The organism is Paenibacillus brasilensis (assembly GCF_009363115.1).
Lineage (GTDB): Bacteria > Bacillota > Bacilli > Paenibacillales > Paenibacillaceae > Paenibacillus > Paenibacillus brasilensis.
On record NZ_CP045298.1, the window covers coordinates 2,854,739 to 2,874,152 of the forward strand.

The following is a 19,414-nucleotide window of genomic DNA, read 5'->3' on the forward strand; positions in this document are numbered from 1 at the left end:
AAGGTATACAAGGGGGCGAAGGAATGGGCAGAAAAATAGTTGTTATTGGCGGGGTAGCAGGCGGAGCTTCTGCTGCGGCGAGATTGCGGAGATGGAATGAGGAAGACGAGATTATTTTATTTGAACGCGGAGAGCATGTTTCTTTTGCAAATTGCGGTCTTCCTTATTATATTGGCGGGACGATTCAGGCGCGTGACAAGCTGTTTGTCCAGACACCTCAGGGGATTAGAGAACGCTTTAACATAGATGTGCGGGTGCTGAACGAAGTGGTGCAAATAGACCGCGAGCATAAGCTCGTCCGTTTCCGTGACATGACGACAGGAGAGACGGGTGAGCAGTCGTATGACATTGTGGTATTATCGCCAGGAGCCAAACCGATGATACCAGACATTCCCGGCTTACATGAAGCTCCGAATGTATTTACGTTAAGAAACATTCATGACACGGACGTCATTAAGACATTTGTAGATGAAAGCCAGCCCAAACATGCCACGGTGATCGGTGGTGGATTTATTGGGCTGGAGATGGCCGACAATTTGCGGGAACGCGGCCTTGCGGTGACCCTTGTTGACATGGGACAGCAAGTGCTTAATCCGCTAGATCCTGAAATGGCCAAGCTGGTAGAGCAGCATATGAAGCTGAACGGGGTGGAGATACGTTTAGAGGAAGGAGTCGCGGCTTTTGAAGACCAGGGAACACAGCTTCGCTTGACTTCAGGCGATATGCTTCGGACAGACATGGTTATTCTGGCAATTGGTGTTGTTCCTGAAAATGAGCTGGCCAAGCAAAGCGGATTGGAGCTTGGTTTTCGCGGGGCCATTCAGGTAAATGGCCAGCTGCAAACCAGCGATCCGGCCATTTATGCGGTAGGGGACGCTATCCAGGTCAAAGACCGCAATCACGGATTTGCGACCATGGTGCCGCTGGCTTGGGGAGCCAATCGGCAGGGGCGTTTGGCGGCAGATCATATTAACGGTCAAGCCATTTCCTATGATGGCGCGCTCGGGACTTCCGTCATTAAGGTCTTTGCATTGACCGCAGCCTCTACAGGAAATAACGAAAAAACCTTGTCACGGCTGGGCGTTCCCTATAAAGCGATTCATATTCATCCCGGTTCGCATGCAGGTTATTATCCCGGGGCATCGCCCATTGCCATCAAGCTGCTGTTTAATCCAGACACAGGTATGATCTACGGAGCACAGGCTGTTGGAGCCGATGGAGCAGACAAAAGAATTGACGTTATTGCGACAGCGATTCGCGGCAATCTGAACGTCCGTGATCTGGCTGACCTTGAGCTTGCCTACGCGCCTCCTTATTCTTCGGCCAAAGATCCTGTGAATATGGCTGGTTACGTGGCTTCCAATATCATGGATGGACTCGTCCAAACACTACAGTGGCATGAGGTTGACGATTTTCACCGCAATGGCGGTGTGATTATAGATGTCAGGGATCAGGTGGAGCTACAGGCTGGAGGCATTTTAGGTTCTATTCATATTCCCTTGCCTGAGCTTAGAGATCGAATGTCGGAAATCCCGCGTGATCGGGAGATCGCTGTATCTTGTCAGGTCGGCTTGCGCGGCTATCTAGCAGCCAGAATTTTGACTCAGCACGGTTATTCGGTAAGAAATGTTGATGGCGGCTACAAGACGTATTCGGTTATGGCTAAGCGTGCCTATCTCTTGAAATAGTTCATTACCCATCCAATCTGATTCAGGTGATCCGTGACTTGGCCATGCAGCGCACCAAAGAAGGTATCCTGCAGTTCTACGGTGATGGTGCCTTTTTCGGCGAGTGCGTGGTAAACACGTTTAAGCTCCTCCTCACTCTCACAGTCGAGAATGATTTGTACAGGCTGTGATTTCAGCGGTTTACCGTAGGAATCGGAAAAATGAATATGACTGTTACCGAGATGCAGTTCAGCGTGTAAAAGCTTGCCTTCATGCTTATTCAGCACTTTGATTGTTCCACCTAAAACAGATTGATAATAATCAATCGTCTGCTGCACATCGTTAACAATGATATAAGGACTTGCACTTCTCATGGGATCATTTCCTTTCATGCCTTTGATAGAGGACTTCTACTACTATACATTATTTACGATATCCATTGGAATTACCCCTTTTCTTATCAAAAATGGCTTGGTTCACTGTGTGACGTCTGTTACAATGGAAGAGACATTTATGAATGGATAGAAAAGAGGTCGAACAGGTGGGCACTTCAATGATTTGGGAAGCAGTTATATATTGGGTGATCTTGGTGATCTCTGCGCTGTGCGTGATCGCAGTATCAGGTAGCCGGAAGACGGCAAGCACGATTATTTTGGCGCCCGTTGTTTTATTTTGTACCATATTTATGATGCAGGGCTCGATGTTGAATACAATGAAGCACCCGACGATGGGGGCGAATGTTGGTTTGGGTATGGCATTTCTGACAACATGGGTAGTCAGCGGAATATTGTTTGTCGTTGCGCTTGTGATTGCTTTTATTAGATACAGCAAGAAGAATAAGGTGTAATTCAGCTTGAGAACTTCAGTTGAATAAAGGCTTTCGGTGATATAACCGAAAGCCTTTTTTTGTATATTTTTTAACTGGTGGGATGTCTAGGCTTATCTGCGTCTTTTCATAAGCAAAACAACGATCAGCACGACGATGATGACGATCAATAGAAATTTCATATTTGATAACCTCCTTGGTCTGTCATATTTGGTATTGCCATATGTGGTATTAACCATATTGGGTTAGCATGCACCGAACACCCACAACCAAAGCCTTTTTGTTAAGGGGTTGGAAAAAAATAGACTGAAGAATCAAAAAGAGGTTTACACTCCTGGCTGGAAAGTGTATACATAAGGTAAGGAGGCGATTGCCATGAGTGATCGTGCATTTCATTTGTTCTATATTATTTTCCTGACGGTTCTGGCACTGGGAAGCGTTGGGGGAATCGTCTGGTGGCTGCGCTCTGTCGGCCGTCAGGAGAAGGAAAAAAACTGAATTTGGCATGGGCATACAAGCCTAAATGCATCTTCCGGTAGGAGGGTGCATTTTTATATGCTATAATGGGAACATATGTTCTTTTTGACTATCATCCCGGTCAATAGCTGGCTGGGAATCTGGAAAGGGAGGAAAGATGATGCTGCCTGATTTGGAACGAAAGCTATTACGTATCTTGTACAACTATTTTGCCCAGCATCGCCACATGCCGACGATGACGGAATTAACTGTTAAAACGGGCAAGCGAGACGCTGAAATTACAGCTGCCTTGCGACATATGGAACAAGAGCGTTATATCACATGGGAAAATAACACAGGTACCCAACATGTAATTTTACTTGAAGGGTGGGAGCGGCCTTCGATCCATAGGCGTACTCCAATGGAAACAGGGCGCTCCACTACACCGATGACACCGCTCGACAATACAGAATATTGGACGAATTATTAGAAGGTGAGGATTTTGCAAAATGCTAAGGCATTTTAAACTGGAAAATTAATGAGTTTTTAAGGTGCATATCATTTAATTTTAAGAAAGAGAGACTATAATGACCGTATTAACCCCTTTTTGATCAAGCTATAGGCCCTGTCGATGTATCGGCAGGGCCACTTTTTTGTTTATAACATGTTCATTTGGTGAATCAACTAAAAAATCCCCCGGGGATCATCCGGAGGATTGATTGCAGTCTATGTAGACTGCATGGCCTGTTCAAACTTCATCGTTTGACGGCATAATATATATTCAACCCCTGCTACCTTGCATAATATGGTCAGCATGTTCATTAGGGGCAGTCTGATTCCACTGTTCATTTTCCAAACGACAAAAGCCCTACCTCTCTTTCGTCCTTGCGGCTCCGATGACCGCGCCAGTGTGAATGTGAAAATCTTACGGCAAAAGCTCAAAATTCTACATTTGGGTTATACATAAAATTTGGAGAAGCTCCATGCGGTGATAAGGAGTATAGCCTGTTACGCGGAATCCTATGGGGTTAATACATATTCCCATAGTATAGCAGGAATGTTTCTAAAACGCAAGGGGCATTCAATTGTAATCACGACAACTGCGTATCATCGGATACGTGGTTGTTTTGTTGTCAACGAAGGTTAACTTTTGATGGTTGGACTCCGATATTGAATAAACAAGATATTATATGAGCGTACGGATGAAAAGAGGGGTAGCAATTTGCCGATCTATAAGCGCTTTATTCAGCATGTTATCCTGAACTATGTTATAGGTTCGTTGGCCGCTGTGCTTTTGGTAGGTGCGATTTTTGTATTTTCCACGTTAAATGTAGCCCACTATGAATTTCTGGGGCTTGTGAAAATCATTGTATTGTCCAGCATTATTATGATTGGCTGTGAAGTGATAGCGTTCCGGATGCATCTGAGACCGGTTCATCATTTTTTCCACGGCAAACCAACAACATTCAAGGATGTAGAAGCGGTGTACATACGGGTTCATCATCTGCCTAATTTATCGGCTTTACGTATTATTGGCCCGCATTTGTTAGGGTTCTCCATCCCGGCAGCAGGTATAGCCCTATGGATGATCCATACCGGACAGCTTGCTTTTCCCTCTTATTACGTAGGAATTGCTTGTATAGGTGCTTGTCTGGTTGCTTCCATGCATGCACTGGTTGAATTTTTTCTGACAATGAGAGCGATTCGGCCGCTGCTGGAGGGGCTACAGGAACGGACCTATCAGCAATATGGACTGAACCTGTCACTGCGAGGGCGCGTGCTGCTATCGCTGCGGCATAAATTTCAGTTGAGCGCGACGCTAATCGGTGCTTTTCCGCTGTTTTTATTTTGTCTGGCTACGCAGATTCGGCTGGAACGATTGGATGCGACCTCCTCCAGCCCCTACTGGCTATGGGCTGGAACGATTTTAATTTTTGGTGTAGCTTTTGCCTATTTGGGAGGAAGACTGCTGACCCGTGAGATCGAGCAGCCGATCCATCATCTGCTGGAGAAAATGAACGAAGTAAAGGAAGGTCACCTGAACAGTAACGCCAGCGACTTGTATTCCGATGAATTTGCGGAGTTAATCGAAGGCTTTAACATGATGATCGAGGGTCTGAAGGAGCGGGAAGAAAAGAACGGTCAGCTATTGGACAGTTATTTTGCTACCTTGGCGGCGGCCCTGGATGCACGGGACGCCTATACCGCGGGGCATTCTTTGCGTGTGGCTGAGTATTCTGTACTCATTGGGCGAAAAGGTGGCTTGAATGAGACGGATCTTGACTTGCTGCGTAAAACAGCCTTATTGCATGATATCGGTAAAATCGGCGTGCCTGATGCTGTACTGCTCAAGGATGGCAAGCTGACGGACGAGGAATTTGATCAGATTAAAATGCATCCCGTCATGGGAGAAAGCATTCTCCGCCAGGTTGAACCGGCTTATGCCATGGCTCCTTATTTGCCTGGTGTGCGCTCGCACCACGAGCGTTATGACGGCAAGGGATACCCAGACCAGCTCTCCGGTGAAGATATCCCGCTTTTTGGGCGGATTATTGCCGTAGCAGATGCGTACGACGCGATGACATCGGATCGCCCATACCGAAAAGGTATGAAGGAAGAGAAGGCGGTTATGATATTGGAGGAAGGAAAAGGGAGCCAGTGGGATCCTTACTTCGCCGAATTATTTGTTCGGGAATGGCGCCGGAATAAGGGCATCATAAGCTGAAATCAGAGATAACTCCACGAGGGCGAGCCACTGCGGTTCGCTTTTTTTTGATACCCCTTGAACCGTCATTGGACATGTCGAAAGATGGTGCTTCATGGTATGATGTACAACAAAGACAAAAGCGGTTAGCATAGGCGTGGCATCCAATTTTTTGTGCTATGGGAGTGTGAGTCCGTGCAATTTTCGATGATGTTTGTAATCAATTTGGGAATGCTGATAGCTGTTGCCTATGTGGCGAATGTGATTTATAAATATGGTTTGAGTCGTACCTCTTCGCGGTTCAAATATATCAGCTCGGTGCTGCTGGTGGTATTTGGCGGATGGATCAGCTCTTGCTTTGGCTTTAATTTTAGTGAGACGGTAATTTTCGATCTGCGCTTCGTTCCGTTGATTATTGCGGCGTTGGTGTATCCCCGTTCCTACACGCTTATTATTATTGGCGTGGCGATCGGACTTACGAGATTTACCTTTGGTCTGAATATGGCGGCGTGGGTTGGTTTCCTGAATATGAGCATTCTGGGCGTACTGTGTGCCGGATTGAACTACTGGATGCGTCGGTCCACCTTGCGTCTGATCATTAAGGCGTCGGTGACCATTTTAGCGGTTAATATCGTCAATACGATAAATATTGCCTTCCTTGGTGTTATTCCCTGGCGCTATTATGTAGCGGAGGTTGTTCCTCTTACACTGCCTATCGGCGTGGTCCTCAGCTTTTTATTTGCTCTGATTTTACGTGATTTTCAGATGGAGCAACTGCGCAATTCTCAGATTAAACAGGCGAACCATCTACTATCGAAGCAGCGCAATGAGCTGCAGAAGGCGAAGGTTGTGTTGGAGGAACGTGCCAAGCAACTCATGATGGCCTCTCAGTATAAATCGGATTTTATGGCAACGATGTCGCATGAGCTGCGTACACCTCTTAACAGCATTATTAATCTGGCACAAATTATTAACGAGCAGGGAAAGGAACTGGATGAGGACGAGCTATCCCTCTATAGTGATCTGATCTATGCCTCAGGGCATGATTTGCTCCAATTAATCAATGACATTCTGGATCTGTCCAAGGTCGAGGCTGGGCGCATGGAAATTGTAAATGAACCGGTTAATATACGCGAGCTTACGCAGGTGATGATGATGCATTTTGAAGTCACTGCAAAGGATAAAAATATTGAATTCAGCCTGAAGGTACATGAAAATATACCGGATGAAATCCGCTCCGATCCCAAACGTGTACAGCAAATTTTACGCAATCTATTGTCCAATGCCTTTAAGTTCACTCATGAAGGAAGTGTATTGCTGGAAATCAGCACACAGCATCTGGATCGAAAGGGACAGGAGGGGGATTGGGTTATCATGGCAGTGAAAGATACGGGAATCGGTATTTCTGAGCTTCAGCAGCATATTATTTTTGAGGCATTTCAGCAGGCGAACAGTTCGATTAATCGCAAATATGGAGGAACCGGATTGGGATTGTCGATTAGTCGCGATTTTTCGCGCTTGCTGGGCGGTTTTATCCGTCTGGAGAGTGAAGAAGGCAAGGGAAGTACCTTTTCCCTGTATTTGCCTATGTGTCCGTCTGAAAGCAAGGAGGCGGGCAAGCAGCCATTTAAATTAACCTGATGCGCCATGTAGAAGCAGAAGTGCTAGGTGCACAAAGGAGGTCATCATGGAACGTAAAGCGGTTGTTGTAGGGGCAACGGGGCTTGTCGGGGGATATGTGGTACGGGAGCTGCTGGTGCAAAAGGAATACAGCCGCGTCATGGTTGTAGGCAGACGCCCGCTGGAAATCAAGCATCCCAAGCTTGAGCAGGCAAACATCGACTGGGAGCAGCCGCAGAAGACAGCGTCCGCCTTCGAAGGGGCTGATGATGTTTTTTGCTGTCTAGGGACAACGATGAAGAAGGCTGGCTCCAAGGAGCAGTTTCGCAGGGTGGATCTGGACTATCCTGTTCTGACCGCACGGCTGGGAAAGGAAGCCGGTGCTGGGCAGATGCTTGCGATCTCCTCGATGGGAGCCAACCCGAATTCGCGTGTGTTTTACAACCGTACCAAGGGAGAAGCCGAAGAGGCACTTGCCGCTGTTGGATTGCCTGCGCTCCATTTGTTTCGTCCGTCGCTGATTCTGGGCGCGAGACCTGAACGCCGTGCTGGCGAAGCTGCTGCCGCTGTCGTCATGAAGGCACTGGATGGCATGATGACGGGCAAGCTCGCTCCCTACCGTGCTATCCCGGCCTCGGTCATCGCACGAGCCATGGTACGAATTGCGCTCGCGCAGGCGAACGGTGTACATATTTATCCGAATGATATCATCCGGGTCATCGGTGCAGAACTGGCATCCGATGAGGAGGAAGCTGGCGCAGGAATGAGACCGGATAATAATGTGTAAGAGTGGACTGGCACACCCTATGGTAACAACGCCGCTGTCACTCGATGGTTCGGATAACAGCGGCGTTATTTGCGGCTTTATTTATGGTTTGTATTTTTCGGTACATCTATCGTAATCTCAAATTCAGGAAGGTATTGGCGAGACCAGTGGCCATTAGCGTCCAGAATAGCTCTTCCATCCGGAGTCAAAGGATGAATAAATGGTTTGAAGGTAATCTTTTTCGGCGGATCAACAAAAGGAGTAAACAACATGACCATCTGTCCAGGTTGATTTTTGGACAGTGTTTTACCCGTGCCTCTAAGCATTTCCAATTCACGTCCCTGATCGTCGAATACCGCATAATCAAGAGATTTGACTACTTTTTTAGTATAGTTTTTGTGCGGTCCCTCTGTGGAAATATACTTGCGTTCTTCTGCATAGTCGTCGGGCATATCCTTAAGGTCCACAAGCATAGTGAACGTTGTGAGGATTTTGGTCGTAACTGGCGTCATTTCCACCCGATTTACAGTAAATTTGAGATACGTATTCGCTTTGCTGATCTGTGGCTTGAGCACCTTGTTATCCAGCTTTGTTTTGTAGACGATAGTTTTCAGTTCAAATGGTTTCGTCACTCCCTTTAGCTTGGCATATACTTTCAGATCAAATTGCTCTGGCAAGGCGGGCAGCCCGCTGGCAGGGTCGCGCATGTAGGAAATCAGCATGGAATTGCTGTCTCTGCCCGGGCTTTCTCCCAAATAGCTAAATACACCATTTTGGCTAAGCATTGATTTTCCGTTAATGAATAGGTCGATTTTTTCATATCCGCCTGAGGTGGAGGGTTCCCTTATAAATTCCGCCACGGGTACGACCCTCTTTTGCTTACGGAGGATCAGATGGCACTCGTTAATAAGGATGCGAAGCAGCCATGTTTTAAAATAACGGGGCTCACGCAGCTCACCCAGAGATTTGTAAGCCTTGAGCATTGCTTCTTGCATCGCGTCTGCGCAATCCTCATTACTGCGGAGAATGGAACGCGCCATACCGTACATATCGGATTCCATATGCTTCATCAAGGCGACGAATGCCTTGCGGTCCCCATGCCTTGCTTGGTGTAATTTTAATTCGAGATTCAAAGGATGGTGCTCCTTTCCCGTCTAAACTGGCTGTGATCATTGTACCTGGATTTAAATGCGTAAAATCTTTTTTTAAAAGGTGTACATCAAGTTAGATGATGCACAAGCTTTAAAGGTTACAGCCGGGTCGGAAAAATATAGCACAACTGGAAAAATAGTATCTAAGAGCAACTTACCATCCATAAGTGCAGATATGGGGGCGGAATAGTGGCATTAGACATCCCGTGCTATAATACGGTAAAACTAGTATCAGGAAGGAGACTCCAATAGATATGAAGAAAACCATTTCTACTGAAAAAGCACCCGGTGCTATCGGCCCTTATAGTCAAGCGGTAGAGGCGGGCGGGTTTATTTACACCTCAGGACAGCTTGGACTGAACCCGGCGACAGGTGAGCTTGGTAAAGACGTACAGGAACAGGCGCGTTTGTCTCTGAGCAACGTACAAGCCATCCTGGACGCGGCAGGCAGCCATATGAATCAGGTTGTGAAAGCGACTGTATTCCTGAAGGATATGAACGATTTTGTCAGCGTCAATGAAGTGTACAGCTCTTTCTTTGAGCAGCCGTATCCGGCTCGCAGTGCGGTGGAGGTAGCCCGTCTGCCTAAGGATGCACTGGTGGAGATTGAAGTCATTGCATTGAAAGGCTAATAAATACGACAAACGGGTGTCCCCTATAATAGAGGCACCCGTTTGTTCTCGTTACAGATGACATTAGTTTCCTTTAATCCCGGTCGCGGTTACGTGCCAAGAATAGCCATAGCGCGTACACCAGAATGATTGCCGCCAGGATCAATGCAGCCAGCCGCACCTTCTCATGGTCTGGATGCCCGATGGCGATGGCGACATAGCCCCATACGAATACGAGAGGATATATGCTGTCACGGTAAGGGAAGCTGATCAGGATGGCAATGGCGGTTCCAATGAGCAGGATAGTGATTGCCCATGTGAGTTCACTGAGTCCCCAGCCGCTCCATTCATTTTTATTCAGGGCAACCGCGATGTTGATAATGGTAGCAACAGACACCCAACCGAGATTCAGGCTGAATGGCAGCTTGACGAACCACATTTCCCCGCGAGTTGGTTGTGGCGTGCGGGTACGTGCGTATACGACGCTCAGGGAGAGCGAGTACAAAATAATGACGATGACGCACAGCTCTACATAGACGTACTGCCACAGGAAAATCCAGATGATGTTGAAGAGACAGCTTAAAATGAAGAAAATCCCGATGGACTGGACATTTGTCTTCGCTTGGCCTGCAGGTGTGGCTTGATACACGACAAAGCAGGCAAGCAGCAGGTAGATGACCGACCAGATGGAGAATGCGTAGCCTGTTGGTATTACCAAGGTAGGATACATATTGGATACAGCAGCAGTGCTTCTGCCGCCGATGGAAAGTGTAGAAGCCAAAATATTAACAACGATAACAGCGATGAATGCAAGAATGTTCCACCATTTATACGGATGGCTTCGCGACATAGAGATACCTCCCTCCTAAATGAGTGAGTGATGAACGAAATGACCGACTGGTCATCATCTTCTATTATGAATATACCCACTTTGCTACCAATTATGTTCAAGCAGGAAAAAGTTTCAGGGTCCAAATATATTCATAAAAAGTTGTATGTATATGCAGTCATATGTAGTACAATGAAAAAAATTTTAAGCACTATATAAGCTGGATTTGCTCAAATTCAGCTTATATAGAAGTAAGGAGATAAGTGGAATGAATAGTTTGGAAAAAGTAGGGAAATTTGCGGGAAGAACCTTTTCGATCTGGGTACTTTTATTTGCATGTTTGGGGTTTTTCTTTCCTGCGGCGTTTATAGGGTTAAAAGGATACATACAGCTATTTCTTGGCATCGTCATGTTCGGCATGGGATTAACCTTATCCTCGGCGGATTTTCGTGAAGTATTTCGTCGTCCGGTCGATGTAGCTATTGGTGTAGTCGGGCATTATCTGATAATGCCGTTTCTGGCGTATGCATTGGCGTTGGTACTGCAGTTGCCGCCGGATATTGCGGTAGGAGTTATTTTGGTAGGCTGCTGCCCAAGCGGAACCGCGTCCAACGTCATGACTCTTTTATCAAAAGGTGACGTGGCGCTGGGTGTGTCGATTGCTTCAGTGTCGACGCTGATTGCTCCATTGGCGACCCCGGCCATGATTAGCCTGCTTGCCGGGCGTTGGATGAATATTAATGCAAAGTCGCTGATTATGGATATTCTCATCGTGGTTATCGTACCGATAGTGCTGGGCGTTATCGTTAAATCGCTATTGCGCAAACAGGCGGATGCGAGTGTCAAGGCATTGCCGCTTGTATCGACGCTGGCGATTGTACTGATCGTGGCGATTGTGGTTGCAGGCAGCAAGGGCAAGATTTTGGAAACCGGCCCGATTATTTTTGCGGTAGTCATTTTACATAATGGTATCGGGTTCCTACTAGGGTATTGGTTTGCCAAGCTGTTCGGCATGAATCTGTCCAAACGTAAAGCTGTTACATTGGAGACGGGGATGCAAAATTCCGGCTTGGGCGCTGCGCTGGCAGCTGCTCATTTTAACCCGATTGCTGCTGTGCCGAGTGCGATCTTCAGTGTGTGGCACAATATTTCCGGCTCGTTGCTCGCGACCTGGTTTTCCCGCCGGGAGGAGAAGAATAGCACAGGTGGAAGCAATTAAGCTATTTGTCATAGGCGACTTGTCATAAGTCGATGGCTTGTGAAAAGCGGCTAAGGTTCAGGTTTTCGGGACAGTTTAAGGAGGTCAGAAAGGTAGGATTTGACTTTATGGGGGCGGATCATTATACTGTGGTTATTATAACCACTGTATTAAAGTAAGCAATTAAAATAAGCAACGGCAGACAGGCTTCATCATCGAAGTAAAATTACTCCGAATTCGCATTCGGCTTCATGGTTTACGGGCTTATCTGATCTGACTTAAACTGAAGGAGAGAAAATGGATGAATCCGAAATATAAGTCTTTATTTGAAGCTTTTACCCTGCCATCTGGCGTTACGTTGAAAAACCGTATTACGATGGCCCCTATGACTAACTTTGCTTCCCATGAAAATGGTGAGGTCAGTGACCAGGAGTTGGCTTACTACCGTGAACGTTCCGGCGGGGTGGGCGCAGTCATTACGGCCTGTGTGTATGTGACTCCAGACGGCAAAGGCTTCGTAAATGAGTTTGGTGCCGACAAGGACGAAATGATTCCGAGCCTGCGCCGTCTGGCTGACACGATTCATTCGGAGGGTGCGAAAGCAATCCTGCAAATTTATCATGGTGGTCGCCTGTGTCCACCGGATCAAATTCCGGACGGACAGCCGATCAGTGCAAGCGCAGTAGCTGAGGAAAAAGAAGGCGCACCTGTGCCGCGTGAAATGACATCCGACGATATTCACCGTGTCATCCGCGCCTACGGCGAAGCAACTCGCCGCGCGATTGAAGCGGGTTATGACGGTGTGGAGCTTCACGGCGCAAACGGCTATCTGGTGCAGCAGTTCTTCTCCCCGCATTCCAACATTCGTACCGATGAATGGGGAGGAAGCCTTGAGAAACGTTTGACCTTCCCGCTGGCGGTTGTCCACGAAGTGAAAAAAGTGATAGCTGCGCATGCCAAGCAACCGTTCATCTTCGGGTACCGTTTGTCTCCTGAGGAAGGACACACGCCAGGTATTACGCTGGACGATACGATGGTACTCGTAGACCGTTTGGCGGATCAAGGGCTGGATTACCTGCACATTTCCGTCAACCATTTCTTCGGCGGTTCGTTCCGTGACCGGAGCGATGAACGTTCACGTACCGTTCTCATCCATGAGAAAGTTGGCAACCGCGTGCCGATTATGGGAGTTGGGTCGCTGAATACACCGGACAATGCGCTTGCAGCGCTGGAGACAGGTGTACCGCTTGTTTCGCTCGGACGTCCGCTTCTGATGGAGCCGCAATGGGTTCAGAAGGTGCAGAACGGCACAGAAGATACCATTCGTACGACTTTGTCCAAGCAAGCCCAGCAAGAGCTAGTCATTCCAGACTACCTGTGGGGTGCGTTGACGACGATTCCTGGCTGGTTGCCTGTTACGGATTAAATTTTGAAATGATAGGAATACCCTGGGTCGCTTCCATGCACCTGGGGTATTTTCCTGTCTCGTGTCCGTGATTATCCACAAGCATATGAATAACAGAGAAAGAAGGAAAATGACGATGTTACAGTCCACCCATCCCGGGCTACAAATTCGGCTTTTACAAGTCAGTGATGCAGAGCGATTACTAGAAATCAGACGTGAAAATTTTGAGTTTTTCAAGCCGTTTGAGCCGGAACGAGCTGAAGTTTACTTTACGCTGGAAGAACAGGCACGTCTGATCTCCGTTGGTCTTGAGGCTGCACAAGCAGGACAAGGATATACGTTTGGACTTTTTTTGCCGGAAAATGATAGGCTGATCGGCAGAATGGAGCTGTCGGGCATAGCCAGAGGCCCTTTTCAAAATGCGAATCTGGGCTACTTTGTAGACCCTACATATCACGGACAAGGCTATGCCACCTCCGCAGTGAAAGACATTGTACGTTATGCCTTGAGTGAGTTGGAATTGCACCGTATTCAGGCCGGGGTCATGCCGAGGAATACGCCGTCTAATCGAGTGATGGAAAAGGCCGGATTCCGTCGTGAAGGGCTGGCGCTAAATTATTTGAAGATTAATGGTGTCTGGGAAGATCATGTGCTGTATGCGATCACAGCTGAAGATTTGCAGAATGGCGCTTTCTGAATTCGCCAGGCGTGACTCCCTCCAGTTTTTTGAACACCTTGCCAAAATATTTTTCATCCTGATATCCGACCATGCCGGCTATATGATGAAGTCGCAGCTTGTCATTCAGCAGTAGCAGCTTCGCTTTGTCCATCCTGATCCGGCACAGATAGTCGGACAGATTCACGCCGTATTCCTGCTTGAATTTGCGAGAGATATATTCCCGGCTGAGGTAAAAACGGCTCGCCATATCCTGTAGAGAAATATCCTCGTCGTAGTGAGCATCCAAATAGCGGGCAATATCACGGATCGTCGGGTTATTTGGACTATGGCTTGGTGTAAGTGCCTGACCGGCTGCCAGAATGCGGTTTTCGATCTGTTTTTTCCATAAGGGCAGGGATAGCAGGCCACGATTGTCGAGGGGCAGAGCAGGAATGGAGCTTGCTCCATCGGCCAGTTCCTCGCCTTCGGTATCTCCGGGTCTGTCATTCAGCCAACGGGCCAGCATCCAGTCCAGCTCCTGATTCCAGCCAGTGAGCTGCTCCGCCGTGACCGAGGGCAGCTCGGCAACAGCTGCTATCCAGTGGCCTACTGTCGCAGCTACACGACTGGCGTTACAACTGAGCGCGCTAAGTCGCAGCTCTTCTTCCATCTCGGGCAGCCGGGGAAGATGCACGGACAGTCTTGCAGGCGAATTATGGTGCTGCCAATCGGTGGACTGCAACACATCCCGTTTCCACAATGCTTGCCGCGCCTCATGGTAGGCTGTAGCTGCCGCTATGGGAAAGGCACCGAAGGAACCAATACCGAAATGCATGTAGCATCGCAATGCTGTTTTGATCCCTGTGTGCATATCCTGCAAAAGCAGCGGCCAACGGGACGGCTCGCCCCAGTACAGCAAAATAACTTCGTCCATACGCTCCAAATGACGGAATGCAATTCCGGTCCGGGAAGCCATGAGAAACTCATTACAGATGTTAATCAGGGAGAAGCTCAGCAGCGGACGCCGCGTTTTGTATTTATCCAGCATATCGCCATCCAGTTGAGTGATGCTCATCACAGCTGCATTGCACATTTGAATCCCACCGGGAAGACCTAGCTCCTCGCGTAAGGGCGTGATGGAAAGAGTGGTATTCGCCGTACCGGATACCAGCTCGGTCAAGAGTTTATCAGCATAGTGCGGCCTCATCCGGTTTACTTCGATAGCCTGCATTGTCTGCCTGCGCCGATCCTGCTCCGCTGTTCGCCATGCCTTGGTGGCTTTGGATAGAGCCTCGTTAATCTCAACCGGGTCTACAGGCTTGAGAATATAGTCCATCCCTCCCCGGCGGATGGCCTGCCGGACCAGATCAAAATCGTCATGGCCGCTTACCACCACAACTCTGGTCGCCGGGGAATGGACCTGAATCCACTCCATCAGGGCTACTCCATCTTTGCCGGGCATCCGCATATCCGTGAGCACAACAGGTGGGGAAAGGGCCGTGATGAGCTCAATCGCCTGATCGCCCGACTCGGCTTCGATCACCTCGGTCACGCCGCAAGTCTCCCAATGTACGAGCATCCGAATGGCATGGCGCACATGCTTTTCATCATCCACAATCAAGACTTTCATAACAGATCACTCTCCCTTAATATGAATTCCGGTGTGAGCTTCGGTACGAATTTCGAGTGTATAACGAACGCCATGAGGCAGAATATTGTCTACACACAGGGTATTAGAACCGTCCTCCGAATGAAGCTGAATACGCAATAGAACATTACGTAGTCCGATGGAATCCTGTTCGCTGATGTCCGGTTCCTCGTAGGCTTTTAGCGGACGCTTCAGCATATGCTGAAGCTGCTCCAACTCGGCCTGCGAAATGGATGCTCCGTTATTTTCCACTATGATCCTCACAATTCCTTCGCGAATTCGGTAGCCTGTAATGTGAATTTTGCCAGGGCCGAGCCGGGGATCAGCACCATGCTTAAAATAGTTTTCCACCAATGGCTGGAGAATCATTTTAGGCACGCGGTCATTCAGGACCTCATCATCCCACTGGTAAGTCACCTCTAATTGCTCCCCAAAGCGTTCCTTTTGCAAATCAAGATATTGCCTTACATGCTCGGCCTCATCCTTGAGCGTAACGACGGTATGATCTCGCATGTTATAGCGCAGCATTTTGGCAAGGGAGGAGAGCAGAGAATAGATCCGCGGTATCTCATGCTGTAGAGCCAGCGTTCCAATAGACTGTAGCGTATTATATAAAAAGTGAGGATTAATCTGCGCCTGAAGCGCTTTCAATTGATGTGTCTTGTTTGCCAGCTCCAGCTTGTATTCCCTCAAAATGAGGTTGTTGATGGTATCCATCATCTGTCTGAAGCTGCGTGATAGCACCCCGATCTCATCGTTGCTCATGGCCCGGATGTCTACATCGAGTTGACCGGATTGAATTTGATTTATGTAGCGAGTCAGTCGCTTAATAGGCTCCGTAATTCTTATGGAAATCCATAGCGTGGCGACAATGACAAGCAGCAACGCGGTGCTTGCAATGGCTACATTGATCTGGGTCAGGCGAGTGGCCCGCAAATAAAGCGTTCGATTAGGAATTTTCTTAACGAGCGTCCAGCCTGACAGGCTGGCATCCAGCTTGCCGTACACATGCAGTGCCATATCATCCTCGATTACTCCGTGCTCGCCTTCATTAGAAATTCGATTGAACAGGCCGGATTCCTTCCAGCGTGTTCCAATTGCTGCTTCATCTCCACTATATATGATCGTTCCGTGCTGGTCGACCAAGAATAGCTCCTCTGTATCCGCATTATACAATTGACGGCAGATGCTGCGCAGCGGATCGAGACGAACATCTATAGCCAGTACCCCAAGCATCTCTGAAGAAGGAATATTCCGTATCGCCCGATGGAGTGTAAATACCTGCCGTTGTGTGTCGTGCTTTGCATAGGAAACCGCCGAAAAGCCGTACAAATGCTTCTTATGTGATGGCTGTATGAATAATCCGGAAGAACCGTAATGGATAGAGCCGGGGAAGGGCTCAAGCCGAAATTCCCGAAGAGGGACTGTGCTGGTAATCAGGGTAGATTGCCCTGCCTGAAAAGAGTGCAAATATACCTGGTCGATGCCTGACGAAGCATTCAGCATCGTTTGCAGCGTCGTGTAAATTTCGGCGACGGCCCGGTAATCATCCGGAATTTTGGCCAGATTGCGTAGAAAATGAGGGTCATTATAAACTCCGATGGACGCGCGATTTAATCCCTGCAAGTAGTTATCCAAATTTGTAATTCCCTGAAAAATAAGTCGTTCATTTTCTTGGGTAGCCTGCTCTCGCAAGGATTGCTTGGTGAGAATAAAGGTCATGGTCATCGACAGCAGCAGCGGCAGGGTGACTGCAATGAGCAGAAACCAGATCAAACGGGAACGAATGCTATGAAATTTCATACAGGTAGCTCCTTTCACGATTCAAGACAAGCCAGAGGTCAATAAATTCCCCCTAATGGTTCACGATCTTGCGTGTTCTCAAGAGCGCTTATTCGACATAATGAATATGTGAACCGCCAATCCTGCGGCCCAAACATCCATGCCGCTTGTTGAGGAGCCGTAGGAGCGTTCCTGACACCAACAGACTACAAAAGGGGGGATCGGTTTGAACCGCGCCAAGTCGTCGCAATGGCTCCAGCAATGGATTTTTGTAGGACCGTCGACGTTATTTTTCGTTATCATTATTGTAATCCCTTTCATCCTGGGAATGTACTATTCTTTTACAGAGTGGAATGGGGTTGCCAATCAGGCGAAGTGGGTCGGGTTGGATAATTTCAGTCACATTTTATGGGATGATGACAAATTTAGGACAGCGTTTTGGTTTACGGTCCGTTTTACGGTGATTGGAGTGGTGGCTGCGAATGTGATGGGCTTTCTGCTGGCGTATTTCCTAACCAAGCCGCTGAAAACAAAAAATGTGCTCAGGACTATTTTTTTCATGCCTAATGTGATCGGTGGGCTGCTGCTTGGATTTATCTGGCAGTTTATTTTCGTCAAAGGCTTTGCCGCAATTGGAGAAAGCACGAATTGGTCTTTCTTTAATCTATCCTGGCTGGGAGATGAGATTACGGCCTTCTGGGGGATTGTAATCGTATTTATCTGGCAAACCGCCGGGTATTTGATGGTCATTTATATTTCTTCCCTGACCAATGTGCCACGGGATATGCTGGAAGCAGCCGAAATTGACGGAGCGAGCCGGATGCAAATATTAAGGTCGATTATACTGCCGTTGATCATGCCTGCGGTTACGGTATGTCTTTTCCTGGCGATATCATGGTCGTTTAAAATGTTCGATCTTAATTTGTCGTTAACCAAGGGTGGTCCTTTCGGGTCCACGGAATCGGTGGCACTCAATATCTACAATGAAGCATTTGTGAATAATCGTTACGGATTGGGAACGGCCAAAGCGCTCATTTTCTTTATTATTGTTGCACTTGTTACGAGCCTTCAGGTGCGCCTGACGAAAAGCCGGGAGGTGGAGGCGTAAATGGAAACAAGCAAGCGCTACCGGTTCGGAACATGGACGACTGAACTGGTCATGATCCTGGTCGCTTTGTTATTCCTCGTTCCGTTTTATTTTTTGTTTGTGAACTCAGTCAAAAGCTTTGGTGACCTGCTCACCGATTCTGCGGCCTGGCCACAAACCTTTGTATGGAGTAATTATGCCAGAGCGTGGAGCATTACGCGGTTTCCCGAAGCCTTGTGGAATTCACTTGTGGTAACGGTAGTCAGCAATCTGCTGCTCGTGCTGATCAGCTCGATGGCTGCTTATCGGATGGTTCGGTATCCGACGCGTTATAACCGGGTATTGTTCAGCCTGTTCGTGGCTGCGATGGTCATCCCTTTTCAATCGGTGATGATCCCTTTGGTCAAGGTCGTAAGCACGCTGGATTTAATGAACAGCATCACTGGGCTGGTGATCTGCTATTTGGGCTTTGGTGCGCCTATGTCCATCTTTCTCTTTCATGGGTTTGTCAAAGGTGTGCCGGTCGAGGTGGAGGAGGCGGCTACGGTGGACGGCTGTACACCCTATGGTGTGTTTTTCCGTATTGTCTATCCGTTGATGCTGCCGATGATGGTGACGGTTATTATTTTAAATACGCTCTGGATCTGGAATGACTATCTCCTGCCATCCCTGGTGCTGCAAAAGGCTGAACTGCGCACGATTCCGATTGCTACCTATGCCTTTTTCGGACAATACACAAAGCAATGGGATTTGGCATTGCCTGCTCTGGTACTTGGCATTTTGCCAGTCATTGCATTCTTTCTGGCCATGCAAAAATATATTATTCAAGGTATTATGGCTGGTTCGGTCAAAGGCTGAGTGTGGGATGAACTGAAAATGTTCATGTTGTGCCACTCCGCAAACGGATGGCACTTACCATCGCTGTTGCCTCCAGATTCCCCTGAATAAACGAATAAAGGTGGGAATCTAGAGACAAAGGCGAGCGCTATCGCTTGTTCAGCACCAT

The 19,414-nt window shown here is 48.0% G+C and carries 18 protein-coding genes; 13 read left to right on the top strand and 5 right to left on the bottom strand.

Annotated elements, in window-relative coordinates; translation table 11 throughout:
• Positions 1 to 23 precede the first annotated feature (23 nt).
• Positions 24 to 1,688 (top strand): CoA-disulfide reductase, encoded by a 1,665-nt coding sequence (locus GCU48_RS13380; RefSeq protein WP_152380324.1) that lies wholly within the window; start codon positions 24 to 26, stop codon positions 1,686 to 1,688.
• Here GCU48_RS13380 and GCU48_RS13385 read toward each other — a convergent pair.
• Positions 1,673 to 2,041 (bottom strand): VOC family protein, encoded by a 369-nt coding sequence (locus GCU48_RS13385; protein ID WP_152380325.1) that lies wholly within the window; start codon positions 2,039 to 2,041, stop codon positions 1,673 to 1,675. The two genes, GCU48_RS13380 and GCU48_RS13385, sit on opposite strands and share 16 nt — an antisense overlap.
• 143 nt (positions 2,042 to 2,184) lie before the next feature.
• Between GCU48_RS13385 and GCU48_RS13390 the strand changes: the two genes are divergently transcribed.
• From GCU48_RS13390 to GCU48_RS13410, 6 genes are all read left to right on the top strand, one after another.
• Positions 2,185 to 2,514 carry a hypothetical protein gene (locus GCU48_RS13390; RefSeq protein WP_152380326.1) on the top strand — a complete coding sequence of 110 codons (330 nt, stop codon included), beginning with the start codon at positions 2,185 to 2,187 and terminating at the stop codon, positions 2,512 to 2,514.
• Positions 2,515 to 2,868: 354 nt separating this feature from the next.
• Positions 2,869 to 2,991 (top strand): hypothetical protein, encoded by a 123-nt coding sequence (locus GCU48_RS28635; protein ID WP_264083493.1) that lies wholly within the window; start codon positions 2,869 to 2,871, stop codon positions 2,989 to 2,991.
• Positions 2,992 to 3,130: 139 nt separating this feature from the next.
• Positions 3,131 to 3,439 (top strand): LexA family transcriptional regulator, encoded by a 309-nt coding sequence (locus GCU48_RS13395; protein WP_152382156.1) that lies wholly within the window; start codon positions 3,131 to 3,133, stop codon positions 3,437 to 3,439.
• Positions 3,440 to 4,171: 732 nt separating this feature from the next.
• Complete coding sequence (locus tag GCU48_RS13400; protein ID WP_152380327.1) at positions 4,172 to 5,674, top strand: HD-GYP domain-containing protein; 1,503 nt, start codon at positions 4,172 to 4,174, stop codon at positions 5,672 to 5,674.
• Positions 5,675 to 5,848: 174 nt separating this feature from the next.
• Complete coding sequence (locus GCU48_RS13405; protein ID WP_152380328.1) at positions 5,849 to 7,294, top strand: ATP-binding protein; 1,446 nt, start codon at positions 5,849 to 5,851, stop codon at positions 7,292 to 7,294.
• A gap of 46 nt (positions 7,295 to 7,340) precedes the next feature.
• Positions 7,341 to 8,060, top strand: a complete 720-nt coding sequence (locus tag GCU48_RS13410) for an NAD(P)H-binding protein (protein WP_152380329.1) — start codon at positions 7,341 to 7,343, stop codon at positions 8,058 to 8,060.
• A 77-nt stretch (positions 8,061 to 8,137) separates the two neighbouring features.
• Here the strand turns inward: GCU48_RS13410 and GCU48_RS26930 are convergent, their stop codons facing one another.
• On the bottom strand, positions 8,138 to 9,172 hold the full coding sequence (locus GCU48_RS26930; RefSeq protein WP_167518691.1) for a DUF5643 domain-containing protein: 1,035 nt from the start codon (positions 9,170 to 9,172) through the stop codon (positions 8,138 to 8,140).
• 272 nt (positions 9,173 to 9,444) lie between these two features.
• Here GCU48_RS26930 and GCU48_RS13420 point away from each other — a divergent pair, with 272 nt between their 5' ends.
• On the top strand, positions 9,445 to 9,822 hold the full coding sequence (locus GCU48_RS13420) for a RidA family protein (protein WP_152380330.1): 378 nt from the start codon (positions 9,445 to 9,447) through the stop codon (positions 9,820 to 9,822).
• A gap of 73 nt (positions 9,823 to 9,895) precedes the next feature.
• On the opposite strand, the gene GCU48_RS13425 is transcribed toward GCU48_RS13420, so the two are convergent.
• The gene (locus GCU48_RS13425) at positions 9,896 to 10,651 is read right to left on the bottom strand and encodes a tryptophan-rich sensory protein (protein WP_152380331.1); all 756 of its coding nucleotides are present in this window, start codon (positions 10,649 to 10,651) and stop codon (positions 9,896 to 9,898) included.
• A 247-nt stretch (positions 10,652 to 10,898) separates the two neighbouring features.
• Between GCU48_RS13425 and GCU48_RS13430 the strand changes: the two genes are divergently transcribed.
• The 3 genes from GCU48_RS13430 (at position 10,899) to GCU48_RS13440 (ending at position 13,930) form a co-directional block, all read left to right on the top strand.
• Positions 10,899 to 11,849 carry a bile acid:sodium symporter family protein gene (locus GCU48_RS13430; protein WP_152380332.1) on the top strand — a complete coding sequence of 317 codons (951 nt, stop codon included), beginning with the start codon at positions 10,899 to 10,901 and terminating at the stop codon, positions 11,847 to 11,849.
• Positions 11,850 to 12,129: 280 nt separating this feature from the next.
• Positions 12,130 to 13,254, top strand: coding sequence for an NADH-dependent flavin oxidoreductase (locus GCU48_RS13435; RefSeq protein WP_152380333.1), 1,125 nt, complete (start codon positions 12,130 to 12,132; stop codon positions 13,252 to 13,254).
• Positions 13,255 to 13,369: 115 nt separating this feature from the next.
• Positions 13,370 to 13,930 carry a GNAT family N-acetyltransferase gene (locus GCU48_RS13440; RefSeq protein WP_152380334.1) on the top strand — a complete coding sequence of 187 codons (561 nt, stop codon included), beginning with the start codon at positions 13,370 to 13,372 and terminating at the stop codon, positions 13,928 to 13,930.
• Here GCU48_RS13440 and GCU48_RS13445 read toward each other — a convergent pair.
• The gene (locus GCU48_RS13445; protein WP_152380335.1) at positions 13,896 to 15,521 is read right to left on the bottom strand and encodes a response regulator transcription factor; all 1,626 of its coding nucleotides are present in this window, start codon (positions 15,519 to 15,521) and stop codon (positions 13,896 to 13,898) included. The two genes, GCU48_RS13440 and GCU48_RS13445, sit on opposite strands and share 35 nt — an antisense overlap.
• A 6-nt stretch (positions 15,522 to 15,527) precedes the next feature.
• Positions 15,528 to 17,342, bottom strand: coding sequence for a cache domain-containing sensor histidine kinase (locus GCU48_RS13450; RefSeq protein ID WP_152380336.1), 1,815 nt, complete (start codon positions 17,340 to 17,342; stop codon positions 15,528 to 15,530).
• A gap of 205 nt (positions 17,343 to 17,547) precedes the next feature.
• On the opposite strand from GCU48_RS13450, the gene GCU48_RS13455 reads away from it, so the two are divergent.
• Positions 17,548 to 18,429, top strand: a complete 882-nt coding sequence (locus GCU48_RS13455; RefSeq protein WP_152380337.1) for a carbohydrate ABC transporter permease — start codon at positions 17,548 to 17,550, stop codon at positions 18,427 to 18,429.
• Positions 18,430 to 19,266, top strand: coding sequence for a carbohydrate ABC transporter permease (locus GCU48_RS13460; protein ID WP_152380338.1), 837 nt, complete (start codon positions 18,430 to 18,432; stop codon positions 19,264 to 19,266).
• The last annotated feature ends 148 nt before the right edge of the window (positions 19,267 to 19,414 follow it).

Bases quoted from the DNA above. Each gene is read 5' to 3' on its own strand.
- GCU48_RS28635 (WP_264083493.1), top strand. From the start codon at position 2,869: ATGAGTGATCGTGCATTTCATTTGTTCTATATTATTTTCCTGACGGTT.
- GCU48_RS13445 (WP_152380335.1), bottom strand. From the start codon at position 15,521: ATGAAAGTCTTGATTGTGGATGATGAAAAGCATGTGCGCCATGCCATT.
- GCU48_RS13430 (WP_152380332.1), top strand. From the start codon at position 10,899: ATGAATAGTTTGGAAAAAGTAGGGAAATTTGCGGGAAGAACCTTTTCG.
- GCU48_RS13410 (WP_152380329.1), top strand. From the start codon at position 7,341: ATGGAACGTAAAGCGGTTGTTGTAGGGGCAACGGGGCTTGTCGGGGGA.
- GCU48_RS13380 (WP_152380324.1), top strand. From the start codon at position 24: ATGGGCAGAAAAATAGTTGTTATTGGCGGGGTAGCAGGCGGAGCTTCT.
- GCU48_RS13420 (WP_152380330.1), top strand. From the start codon at position 9,445: ATGAAGAAAACCATTTCTACTGAAAAAGCACCCGGTGCTATCGGCCCT.
- GCU48_RS13460 (WP_152380338.1), top strand. From the start codon at position 18,430: ATGGAAACAAGCAAGCGCTACCGGTTCGGAACATGGACGACTGAACTG.
- GCU48_RS13385 (WP_152380325.1), bottom strand. From the start codon at position 2,041: ATGAGAAGTGCAAGTCCTTATATCATTGTTAACGATGTGCAGCAGACG.
- GCU48_RS13390 (WP_152380326.1), top strand. From the start codon at position 2,185: ATGGATAGAAAAGAGGTCGAACAGGTGGGCACTTCAATGATTTGGGAA.
- GCU48_RS13395 (WP_152382156.1), top strand. From the start codon at position 3,131: ATGCTGCCTGATTTGGAACGAAAGCTATTACGTATCTTGTACAACTAT.
- GCU48_RS13440 (WP_152380334.1), top strand. From the start codon at position 13,370: ATGTTACAGTCCACCCATCCCGGGCTACAAATTCGGCTTTTACAAGTC.
- GCU48_RS13435 (WP_152380333.1), top strand. From the start codon at position 12,130: ATGAATCCGAAATATAAGTCTTTATTTGAAGCTTTTACCCTGCCATCT.
- GCU48_RS13450 (WP_152380336.1), bottom strand. From the start codon at position 17,342: ATGAAATTTCATAGCATTCGTTCCCGTTTGATCTGGTTTCTGCTCATT.
- GCU48_RS13425 (WP_152380331.1), bottom strand. From the start codon at position 10,651: ATGTCGCGAAGCCATCCGTATAAATGGTGGAACATTCTTGCATTCATC.